Source organism: Patescibacteria group bacterium (genome assembly GCA_041674405.1).
In the GTDB taxonomy this organism is placed as follows: domain Bacteria; phylum Patescibacteriota; class UBA1384; order XYA2-FULL-43-10; family XYA2-FULL-43-10; genus JBAYVT01.
This window is the reverse complement of record JBAYVT010000004.1, coordinates 141239-151610: the sequence shown is the minus strand read 5'-3', so window position 1 is coordinate 151610 and position 10372 is coordinate 141239. Positions and strand designations below refer to the sequence as shown.

At 44.3% G+C, this 10372-nt stretch carries 12 protein-coding genes; 9 read left to right on the top strand and 3 right to left on the bottom strand.

Annotation, left to right across the window (positions count from 1 at the left end):
- From WC080_03645 to WC080_03615, 7 genes are all read left to right on the top strand, one after another.
- Positions 1-753, top strand: a 753-nt coding sequence (locus tag WC080_03645) for a hypothetical protein (protein MFA7244352.1), incomplete at its 5' end; no start/stop codon positions are given.
- A gap of 107 nt (positions 754-860) precedes the next feature.
- Entirely contained in the window at positions 861-1907 is a 1047-nt protein-coding gene (locus WC080_03640) for a 2-dehydropantoate 2-reductase N-terminal domain-containing protein (protein MFA7244351.1), read from the top strand.
- 226 nt (positions 1908-2133) lie between these two features.
- Positions 2134-2964: a 30S ribosomal protein S6 gene (gene rpsF, locus WC080_03635; GenBank protein MFA7244350.1), complete on the top strand. Its 831-nt coding sequence runs from the start codon at positions 2134-2136 to the stop codon at positions 2962-2964.
- Between the two features lie 30 nt (positions 2965-2994).
- On the top strand, positions 2995-3465 hold the full coding sequence (locus WC080_03630; protein MFA7244349.1) for a single-stranded DNA-binding protein: 471 nt from the start codon (positions 2995-2997) through the stop codon (positions 3463-3465).
- A gap of 95 nt (positions 3466-3560) precedes the next feature.
- Complete coding sequence (rpsR, locus tag WC080_03625) at positions 3561-3785, top strand: 30S ribosomal protein S18 (GenBank protein ID MFA7244348.1); 225 nt, start codon at positions 3561-3563, stop codon at positions 3783-3785.
- Between the two features lie 72 nt (positions 3786-3857).
- Positions 3858-4415 (top strand): elongation factor P, encoded by a 558-nt coding sequence (gene efp, locus WC080_03620; GenBank protein MFA7244347.1) that lies wholly within the window; start codon positions 3858-3860, stop codon positions 4413-4415.
- Positions 4416-4536: 121 nt separating this feature from the next.
- Entirely contained in the window at positions 4537-5055 is a 519-nt protein-coding gene (locus WC080_03615) for a PRC-barrel domain-containing protein (GenBank protein ID MFA7244346.1), read from the top strand.
- Between the two features lie 107 nt (positions 5056-5162).
- Here WC080_03615 and groL read toward each other — a convergent pair whose 3' ends face one another.
- From groL to WC080_03600, 3 genes are all read right to left on the bottom strand, one after another.
- Positions 5163-6800, bottom strand: a complete 1638-nt coding sequence (gene groL, locus WC080_03610) for a chaperonin GroEL (GenBank protein ID MFA7244345.1) — start codon at positions 6798-6800, stop codon at positions 5163-5165.
- Positions 6801-6823: 23 nt separating this feature from the next.
- The gene (locus WC080_03605) at positions 6824-7102 is read right to left on the bottom strand and encodes a co-chaperone GroES (protein MFA7244344.1); all 279 of its coding nucleotides are present in this window, start codon (positions 7100-7102) and stop codon (positions 6824-6826) included.
- Between the two features lie 389 nt (positions 7103-7491).
- Entirely contained in the window at positions 7492-8178 is a 687-nt protein-coding gene (locus WC080_03600; GenBank protein ID MFA7244343.1) for a nucleotidyltransferase domain-containing protein, read from the bottom strand.
- A gap of 151 nt (positions 8179-8329) precedes the next feature.
- On the opposite strand from WC080_03600, the gene WC080_03595 reads away from it, so the two are divergent.
- Both WC080_03595 and WC080_03590 read left to right on the top strand, forming a co-directional pair.
- Positions 8330-9925 carry a CTP synthase gene (locus WC080_03595; GenBank protein ID MFA7244342.1) on the top strand — a complete coding sequence of 532 codons (1596 nt, stop codon included), beginning with the start codon at positions 8330-8332 and terminating at the stop codon, positions 9923-9925.
- A 2-nt stretch (positions 9926-9927) separates the two neighbouring features.
- The gene (locus WC080_03590) at positions 9928-10365 is read left to right on the top strand and encodes a GNAT family N-acetyltransferase (GenBank protein ID MFA7244341.1); all 438 of its coding nucleotides are present in this window, start codon (positions 9928-9930) and stop codon (positions 10363-10365) included.
- Positions 10366-10372 lie beyond the last annotated feature (7 nt).

Below are 10372 nucleotides of genomic sequence, written 5' to 3'. Positions count from 1 at the left end.
GCATGGACCAACAAACGCAACCTGGGCAGTACCATTGAGAACGGCGCGGCATACACCTCTGTCACTACAGTACGCGCCGCCGGGCAAAAAACCAGGGTGCCTCTGAACATGGCTAAGGCTGCCATTTATGGCGCCTCCGGCTTTATCGGCCGGATCACAACGACCTACCTGGAATCGGTCTGCGCGCAGGTGACTGCCATAGGCCGCAACGAAGAGAAGCTACGTGGTTTTGCCAAAACCACCCGCATCTCTACCGATCCCCGAGACGGGTTCGATGCCGACATCGTCATACTCGTCACCAACTCCGACAAGCCCATCATCACCCTTGAGAACTGCCTGAACTACAAGCCTGGCACCGTATTCATCGATACGGCTACCCCGGCCAACTTCGACCGCAGGATTCTCAAGGAACATCCCGAAATGGACTTCAGACTCGTGTGCTGCGGCCCGGTGAAGCTACCGCACAAAGAGGGGGAGCAGATCAAGAGTGGAGTCAACTGGCATTTCGGGTACGACGAAGATGGTAATCCTAGGGTTCCTGCCTGCGTGGTGGAGACCATTATGGATGCGTACGACCTCGAGGGCGCTGCCGAACACGCCTCAAGAGGAGCCAAAGTCAGGCTGGCTGACATGAAGTATTACGCCGAGCTTGGCGACAAGCTTGGTTTCGTCCCCGAACCCTCCGAAGTCAGCGAGGCAGAGATCTTCGTCGACACCGACGAACTGGACATAGTAGCATTACTCAGCGCTTAGGGCATCCCCGCTCTACGCTTCAAGATTCGAGCCCCAGCCATCCCCGGCTGGGGTCTCGTGTTTCAGCTCGCGTTTACACAGCAATAATTAACAAGTATTATAAACTCATGAAAAAAATTGCCATTATGGGGGCGGGAGGATTCGGTACAGCACTTGCACTTGTACTTGCACGCAACAGGCACGATATTACGCTTTGGGATATTGACAAAAATTTGATCAAACATTGGCAAAAAATCGGAAAAAGTGATCGCTATCCCTTCCTTGCCAACCACAAATTCCCAAAAAATCTGAAATTATCGCTTGAGCCTAAGCTGAACTCGAAAAATTATGATTTTGTGATTATTTCAAGCTCGATGAGCGGGATTGCCGGTACGCTTGAGCGGCTAAATTATTCCAACCATTCCACGTTAGTTTTGATTCAAAAAGGCATGCTTCCCGATCTCACCACCCCTACCGACGTCGCGCGTAAAGTATATCCAAAGGCGCGGGTTATCCAATTCACCGGAGCTGGATTTGCCAAAGATCTCGCCGACAAGGCTCCTGCTGGCATGATCGTCGTCCATCACCCAAGAAACAAATCTGTAGCATATGATTTCGCAAAACTTTTCTCTGGTTCAAATATCTGGCCGACCTGCTCAAGCGATGTTTTTGGCGTCAACATTCACAATGCGCTACGCACGATCGCTTCATTCGAACAGGGTTTTGTATACGGCTATTTCGAGCGTATGATGCATCGTAAACCACCGGTCTCCACGATTGCAATTACTTTTTCTGCCATCGGACAGGAAGCTAAACTGCTGGCGCGAGAATTGGGTGCATCAAAGGAAATCCATCGCATCGGATCCAAGGTTTTTCGCATCATCGAAGCTGACCTTAAGCTCTGCGAATCTGACTCAAGCCGCAACTTCGCCCTCGGGCACTTCATGGGCAAGAAATTTAGCCTTGAGGAATCAAGAAAGAAGGTTACCGAAGGCGTTTCCGAATGCATTACAAATGTAAGCTCGATTTATTCGGCCGTACATAAGAAGATGCCGAAGAAAATGATTGCCGAGCAATTTCCCTATCTCGCAGCTGCCAAATCGCTGATCGATGGCGGCGATATTGACATTGAAATGAAAAAAATCCTCGCTCACCATGAAAATTTTGTTACATAAAATATCTCCGCTAAAGCATTGACAAACACGATCAAACTTGCTAGTATGAGCATGCTTATCGAGAACGGATAAGGCGCCATGAACTTTCGAGTGGAGGGATCGGACGGGATCCTAGGAAGTTCATGGCGAACATCTGTTCTTAACAACACAGCTTTTTCCCCTTAGGGGAACCCTCCCATCTCATGGGATCAAGGGTGCCAAGAAAGCGATAGAAACAAGGAGATTTATGCGACAATACGAGCTTACGTATTTGATTTCTGATGATGTTCCAGAGGGAGACATCAACAAGGTGTCCGGCAAGGTGAACGGCTATATTGCCGATGCCAAAGGAAAAGTGCTTAAGGAAGAGAGTTGGGGCAGACGCAAACTTGCCTATCCAATAAAGAAGCAGCAGTTTGCAACCTACATTACTCTCAATTTTGAGCTTGAACCCGAGAATTTGCGCGAGATTGAAAAAGATATTATGCATGCACCGGAAATTTTGCGGCATTTAACAATCGTGCGCGACTTTGGCAAAGAAGAACTCACTTTGACTGCTGAGGATATTGCCGAAACAGAAGAAATTGAGGAAGTTGTCGGCGGTGAGAAGAGCTTTGAGGCAATTGAGGGCGAAACCGAAGAAAGTTACGACCTCATGGCTAAGCGCGATGAAGAAAAAATTGAAGAGGAATCGGAAGAAACCAAGACAGAGGAAGAATTGCCAGCGGAAGAAGCAGCCGAAGAAAAGCCTGCAGAAGAGCTGAAAGTTAAAGAGGAAGTGAAGGCTGAAGAGAAAAAGGCACGAAAGCCTCGCGCAAAAAAAACAGAGGAAGTGAAAGAGGAAGCGGGAGAGGTTAAAAAAGAAGAGAAGAAAATAAAGAAAGAAACTCCGAAAAAACCTACGGCCAAAACAGCTTCTACCAAGACATCCGACAAACCACCCGTCTCGGCCAAGGCCGAAGCCGCGGTCGGAAAAGTTAAAACAAAAGCGGTAAAAAGTGATAATGTAGAAGATGAAGCCGATAGGCTCGCCAAGCTCGATAAAGAGCTCGACGACATTCTCGGCGACGACCTCTAATTATTAACCGCAATGCGGTGGGAGGATAAAATGTTAAATCTAAATCGAGCACAGATTATTGGAAATTTAACACGCGATCCAGAGATGAGATACACGCCAAATGGCCAAGCAGTAACAAACTTTACTGTAGCAACAAATAGGCGCTGGACCAGTAAGGATGGCGAAGCTGGTGAAGCTACCGAATACCATGACATCGTCGTCTGGGGTAAACAAGCCGAAAACCTAACACAGATTTTGAAGAAAGGTGCCCCCGCTTATGTTGAAGGCCGCCTTCAAACCAGAAACTGGGAAGGGCAAGATGGCGTAAAAAGATACAAAACAGAGATCATCGCCGACCTGGTAATTGCACTTTCCAGCCGCGGAGATGGAAGCACTTATGTGCCCAAGGATTCAAACCCTGTAGATGACATCGCACCGTCTGACAGCAAAGGCAAGGCAGACAAGCCAGCAAATTCAGCAGACGATATGGAAGAAATCGACATAGAAGAGATACCATTCTAAAGCTTGCAGCGATCAGCTGTCGAGCTTGCAGAGCATAAAAAATAACAAGATAAGCTGACAGCTAGAAGCTGACAGCTAGAAGCTAAAGGAAACAAATGGCAAAAGACTTCAGACCAATGAGAAAAAAATGTAATTTTTGCAAAGCCAAGGTAGCCGAGATCGATTACAAAGATGTTGCTACTCTTTCTCGTTATCTCAACCGATGGAATAAAATTGATTCCGCCGGCAGAAACGGCAATTGCGCCAAGCATCAGCGCTGGATGACAGTTGCCATCAAACGCGCAAGACATTTGGCACTGCTACCATTTACAATTAAATAATTCAACCAGGATCAAGAATTAAGTATCAAGAATCAAGATTGATACATGTTACTTTATACTTGATATCAAGCTATGCTTTCAATTACAGATCTAAAATCTGGTACCAAACTTACATATATGGGCGATCCTTATGAGGTTTTGTCATACTCCCAATCAAAAATGGGCAGAGGTGGATCGGTCGTTAAAATTAAAATCAAAAACCTAAAATCCGGCGCCGTGCTTGATAAAACATTTCAGGGCGCTGAAAAATTAGATGAAGCCAACCTCGAAAAGAAAAAAGCGACTTTTCTCTATGCAGATGATTCCAATGCCAATTTTATGGATAATTCAACCTATGATCAATTTACGATCGCACTTCCCCAAATTGGCAACCAGATTCATTTTATGAGCGAAAATTCAGAAGTTGATATTCTCTATTTTAATGGCTCTCCAATAAATATTGACCTGCCAATCAAACTCAAATTTGCGGTGACCGAAGCTCCGCCCTCTGTTCGGGGCAACACCGCCGGCGCTGCGACAAAAAAAGTTACTATTGAAACCGGAAATTCCGTTGATACTCCACTTTTTATCAATGTTGGTGATATAATTGTAGTAGATACACGTGATGGAAGCTATGTTGAAAGAGGCTAATCTCTTTCTAATATCAAAATCCGAATGACAAATGACAAATAAAATGACAAATTAGAAGTTCAAAAATTTGGTCATTAAACATTTTGTTTGAAATTTGAAATTCGTCATTCCCGGAGGGAACGTGATTGTTAGGTACACTCAAATACTCCATTCTCCTGTTTATGAAATGCGAGGCTACCAAAAGCTTGGCCGAGTTTTGGATATTGTAATTCAAAAAAGCGATCTCTCAGTCAAAGCCGTCATCATGCGTGAGGGAGCATTCTTTTTCGATGAAAAAAAAGCAATTAGCGTCTCGGACATTCAGGAATTTACTTCAGGTTCTGTGCTGGTTGTCGATGACAATTCCCCCGTGCCAATCAAAGAATCAATTCGCGTTTTTGAAGCGATTAAAGACCGAATGTTTGGTGTCGGACAGATCGTCAGAACAAAATCCGGCAAATTGATTGGAAAAGTTTATGACTACACCTTTCACAACGAAACAGGCGCTATCGAAAAATTTTATGTGAAATCAATCTTTAATGATCGAATAATAAGCCGGGATGCAGTAGTCAAACTTGAGGGAAAACGCATGACAATCGAGGATGATTTTGAGGTGATCAAGACCCCAGCGATGGAATTGGATAAAAGTATAGTTATCTAAATAGTGCTATCCAAGCAAAAAGCCCGCGGTTTACGCCGGGGCTTTTTGCTTTACCAGAGTTTTGAGTTTTAAGTTTTTAATTTTGATTTCGCAAATTTATTTGCGATTTACATTCCCATCATCGATGGGTCCATGCCTCCGGGCATTCCGGCACCTGCGCCAGCTTCCGGCTTCTCCGGTTTGTCGGCAACAAGCGCTTCGGTGGTAAGGACAAGGGCCGCAACTGATGCCGCGTTCTGAATGGCCGAGCGGGAGACTTTGGCCGGATCGACAATTCCGAATTCGATCATATTGCCGTATCTGGCTTCCTTTGCATCGTAGCCTTCGCCGGCTTTCATGCTGCGAACTTTTTCAATCACAACCGAGCCATCTACTCCGGCATTCTCGGCGATCTGGCGCATTGGCGCTTCAAGGGCCTTTTTGACGATTTCGACACCAAGCTCTTCGTCACCTTTAACAGGTAAATCTTTAAGCTCGGATATCGCATCGACAAATACGACCCCGCCACCGGAAACTATTCCCTCTTCCGTTGCGGCCTTGGTTGCTTCAACGGCATCCTCTACTTTATATTTTCGCTCCTTAAGCTCCACTTCGGTAGCTGCGCCGACCTTGATCACGCCAACCCCGCCAGAGAGTTTGGCGAGGCGCTCTTCAAGCTTTTCTTTGTCATAGTCGGATGTAGTTTTTTCGATTTGGGCTTTTAGGGCAGAAATTCTGGCATCGATATTTTTCTTCTCACCTTTACCCTCGACGATTGTCGTGTTATCCTTATCGGATTCAACTCTGCGGGCAGTTCCAAGCATTTCAACCTTAGTGTCTTCAAGCTTCATGCCGGTGTCTTCAGAGATAACGGTGCCGCCGGTAACGGCTGCAATATCGGCAAGCATTTCCTTGCGCCTATCGCCAAATCCAGGAGCTTTCACAGCCAAGATATTGATCGTACCGCGAAGTTTATTGACGATAAGTGTTGCAAGTGCTTCGCCATCAACATCTTCAGCGATGATAACGATATCCTTTTTGCCGGTCTGGGCTAGCTGCTCGAGAAGTGGCAAAATCTCCTGAATCGAGCTGATTTTTTTGTCGGTGAGAAGAATATATGGGTTATCGATCACCGATTTCATCGCAGAAGTGTCAGATATGAAATATTGGCTGATATAGCCATTGTCGAACTGCATGCCCTCGACAATTTCCTTTTCCATTCCCATGGTGTTCGATTCTTCAACTGTGATAACGCCGTCTTTTCCGACCATGTCCATGACATCAGCAATAAGATCACCAATCTCGTCCTCACCAGATGAGATTCTGGCGACCTGGGCAATCTCACTCTTTCCAGATATCTCTTTGGCGTTTGATTTGATCGAAGCTACAACTTTTTCAACTGCTTTTTCAATGCCGTGGCGGATTTCCATCGGGTTCGCACCGGCAGCGACATTTTTAAGCCCAGCGTTCACAAGAGCTTGGGTCAAAAGTGTTGCCGTGGTTGTGCCGTCGCCAGCGACATCATTGGTTTTTGAAGCGACTTCTTTGATAAGCTGGGCGCCCATATCTTCAAATTTGTCGGAAAGCTCGATTTCTTTGGCGATGGTTACTCCGTCATTGGTTACAGTCGGTGCGCCGTAGCCTTTATCAAGCACAACATGCCGGCCGCGGGGCCCGAGCGTGACTTTTACCGTATCCGCTAGCATATTGATGCCAGCTTGCAATTTCTTTCTTGAATCATCGTTGAATGCAATCTGTTTAGCCATTTATTCTCCTTATTATCAAGCTATTAGAAAATTCCGAGGATTTCATCCTCTTTCATAACCTTGTATTCTTTGCCATCAATCTTCACTTCATCACCGGAATATTTTCCGTAGAGAACTTTATCTCCAATCTTCACCGAAAACTCATGTTTTTTACCTTCAGGCAATTTACCTGTGCCAAGTGCCACAACTTTGCCTTCTGCCTTGGCTTCTTTGGCAGTGTCAGGAATAATGATTCCAGACTTTGTTTTTTCTTCAGCCAATGTCGGCTCGATCAGAACCTTGTCTCCAAGTGGTTTAAGCATAATGCCTCCAAAATTAATATTTTGCAAATGAATTGTAAAGTTTGCTTGACATATTGTCAACACCATGCGGTACGCGGTGTTTGCTTCGAGCCATAGTGTTTGTTCACTCCTCGACATGACCCAAAGGGTCCCCTTTCCCGAAGGGAAGACTCAACGGGTAGGCATTGGCTCCTTCGGCTCGGGGCTCGGAGTTGATCGCTTTGCGATCAAAAAAAGCCGGAACCCTCCAGCTCTCAACTCCAATATTACTAAAAAATGCGGCCCAGATCAAGCCGCAAAAAATTAAATGATGGCAGCGCCAACGCAAGGGGGAAACGTCGTTGCTACCATCGACTCTATTATAAATGACAGGATGTTTTTAAGTCAATATCATGCTCGCCAAGGCAAAATTATTTCCTTGCCGTGCCATTATTTTTTGAAAATTTTGGTGGATGAAAACGAAGTTCTTGGTCATTATAAACTATTAGATGTGGATACTTCGCCGTAATGGGATCGCTCTCAATTCGCCGGATTTGGATGGCCTTAAGTTGTTCTTCGAACCAATTCCCCAGTCTAGTTCTGTAAAATGGATAATGCGATTGGGATCTAGAATTTATTTGTAATTTGATATTTGTAATTTGATATTGTTTAAAAAGTTTTCGATTAACTTCAAAGAACTTTTCAAATATTTGATAATCTCCCGCCAAAAACTTCGCTTGCGAATAATTTTCGGCGCAATATTTATCGATCTTTTCTCCTCTGCCATGTGGGATTTTCAGATAGTTCTCTGTTAAAAAATAATTTAGGCAAACCTTACCAGCATGATTTTTGTCCGGATTTTTTGTTCGCTTTATTCCCATGATTGTTGCTGCCAGTATAACAAAAAGGCGTGCAGTAAAAATTCGACCCATTTTTGTGACGACCAACATATCAATATCGGAAGAGATATTCGCATCCCCGGATGCTAGTGAGCCTGTCAAGAAGACCGCGCGAACATATGGCATTCGACAAAAAATCTGAGCAGAATAATTTGCGCGGCGTTCATACTTTTTCACACTTTTTTCGTTTTTTGTTCGCATAGACTTGATAATTTTCATATGTGAATAATTTTTTGAACCCTTGGGGTAATTTCATGATAAAATAGTTTTATAAAATAAAATAGTAGTGGTAAAAAAAACTCCAATTAATCGGCTCGACAGGAGTTTTTTTGGTTAAGTATTCGTTCTATTTGATAAATGAGGAGTTCTCATGGCTAAATTCATTTTTGTCACGGGGGGCGTGTTATCGGGTTTGGGTAAAGGCATCACTGCCGCATCGATTGGAAATATTTTGACCGCCCGCGGCAAAAAAGTTTTTATGATGAAGTTTGATCAATATTTTAACGTTGACGCTGGTACCCTAAACCCAGCGGAACACGGAGAATGTTTTGTAACCGATGACGGGGCAGAGACCGATCTTGACTTGGGGCATTATGAACGCTTCACCGATCAAAATTTGACCCGCGAAAGCTCAGTGATGTCGGGACAAATATATCAAGCAATTATCGAAAATGAACGCCAGGGTAAATATCTCGGTAAGACAATTCAGATGATTCCACATCTTACTGATGAGATCAAAGAGAGAATAAATAATGCTGCCAAGAGGTCAAACGCAGATTTTGTAATTGTTGAAATCGGAGGCACCGTCGGAGATTATGAGGGACTTCATTTTGTCGAGGCAATCCGCCAAATGCGCCGCGATAAAGGAATTGACTCTACGCTTTACTGCCACGTCGGCTTTTTTCCTTGGTTAGCCACCACCGAAGAGCTTAAAACTAAGCCGATGCAAAATTCAATTCGCGACTTAAATAATTTTGGAATTCATCCCGACATCGTTTTCTGCCGCGCAGACTACCCCATTCCAGCAAGATGCTTGGATAAGATTTCTACTTTTTGTAATATTGATCGCGATGCAGTTGTTCCATTGGAAACATTGGGCAATGTTTATGAACTACCACTTCTTTTGGAAAAATTTAACGTAGCACGAGTTATTTCCAGAAAATTGAAAACCCCGCTCGGGCGCCGTATCGACAGAAGTTGGATTGAGCTCAACAAGAATATCCGAAGCAAAAAAAATAAATCGGTAAACATCGCCCTGGTCGGCAAATACATGGACATGAAGGATACTTATTATTCCGTGACTGAGGCATTAAAATCTGCTGCATATAAAAATCATGTGAAACTAAACATTTTGTGGACTGATTCTGAATTAGTCGAGAGATATGGGGTCGATAAATATTTGAAAAATACTGATGGAATTGTCGTTCCCGGCGGGTTTGGGAATCGCGGCATTGAGGGTAAAATTATGGCAGCCAAGTATGCTCGCGAGAATAAAGTTCCGTATCTCGGGCTTTGCCTGGGAATGCAAATTGCCGTTATCGAATTCGCCCGGCATGCCTTAAAAACCAAAGCTTGCAATTCAACCGAGTTTGATAAAAATGTAAAAAATCCAGTAATCGACATAATGGAGCACCAAAAAAAGATTTCGGAAAAGGGCGGTACGATGCGGCTCGGCGCTTACCCATGTGTTCTTTCCGAAGATTCAAAATCGCTTAATCTTTATGGCAAAAAAGAAGTCTCTGAACGGCATCGCCACAGATATGAATTCAACAATGATTATCGCGAGGTTTTATCCAAAGCCGGACTTTTGATCGCTGGCACCTCACCGGACAACAAATTAGTTGAAATAATCGAACACAAAGACCACCCTTTCTTTGTCGCCTCGCAATTCCACCCGGAATTTAAATCCCGCCCGAATAGACCTCATCCACTCTTCGATGGATTTATAAAAGCAGCTATTAAATAAATATGGGTCAAACTATTTTAAAAATCGCAGATGGAAATAAAGACATCGCGGACGCACAAAGTGTACGATACGATGTTTTTACAGAAGAACAAGGAATCGAACATGAGGCAGATGCCGACGGCTTAGATAGCGATTCAGATCATGTGCTAGCCTATCAAGATGGCGATCCGGTCGGTACCGTCCGTCTGCGATATATCGAACCTGATATTGCAAAGATCGAACGCTTTGCGGTCAAATCAAAACTTCGCGGGCAAGGACTAGGCAAACTTATAATGCAAAAAGCTCTCGACCATCTCAAATCGAAAAATATTATAGAAATTGTGCTTGATTCCCAATCCCATACCAAAGGCTTCTACGAAAAGTTCGGCTTTGAACAATTCGGCAAAGAATTCGAAGAAGTCGGCATCCCCCATGTTAAAATGCGCAAGACTATTAGCTGACTACGAA

Coding starts and splice junctions, on each gene's coding strand:
- rpsR (MFA7244348.1), top strand. CDS start 3,561: ATGGCAAAAGACTTCAGACCAATGAGAAAAAAATGTAATTTTTGCAAA.
- WC080_03605 (MFA7244344.1), bottom strand. CDS start 7,102: ATGCTTAAACCACTTGGAGACAAGGTTCTGATCGAGCCGACATTGGCT.
- efp (MFA7244347.1), top strand. CDS start 3,858: ATGCTTTCAATTACAGATCTAAAATCTGGTACCAAACTTACATATATG.
- WC080_03595 (MFA7244342.1), top strand. CDS start 8,330: ATGGCTAAATTCATTTTTGTCACGGGGGGCGTGTTATCGGGTTTGGGT.
- WC080_03640 (MFA7244351.1), top strand. CDS start 861: ATGAAAAAAATTGCCATTATGGGGGCGGGAGGATTCGGTACAGCACTT.
- WC080_03590 (MFA7244341.1), top strand. CDS start 9,928: ATGGGTCAAACTATTTTAAAAATCGCAGATGGAAATAAAGACATCGCG.
- rpsF (MFA7244350.1), top strand. CDS start 2,134: ATGCGACAATACGAGCTTACGTATTTGATTTCTGATGATGTTCCAGAG.
- WC080_03630 (MFA7244349.1), top strand. CDS start 2,995: ATGTTAAATCTAAATCGAGCACAGATTATTGGAAATTTAACACGCGAT.
- WC080_03600 (MFA7244343.1), bottom strand. CDS start 8,178: ATGAAAATTATCAAGTCTATGCGAACAAAAAACGAAAAAAGTGTGAAA.
- groL (MFA7244345.1), bottom strand. CDS start 6,800: ATGGCTAAACAGATTGCATTCAACGATGATTCAAGAAAGAAATTGCAA.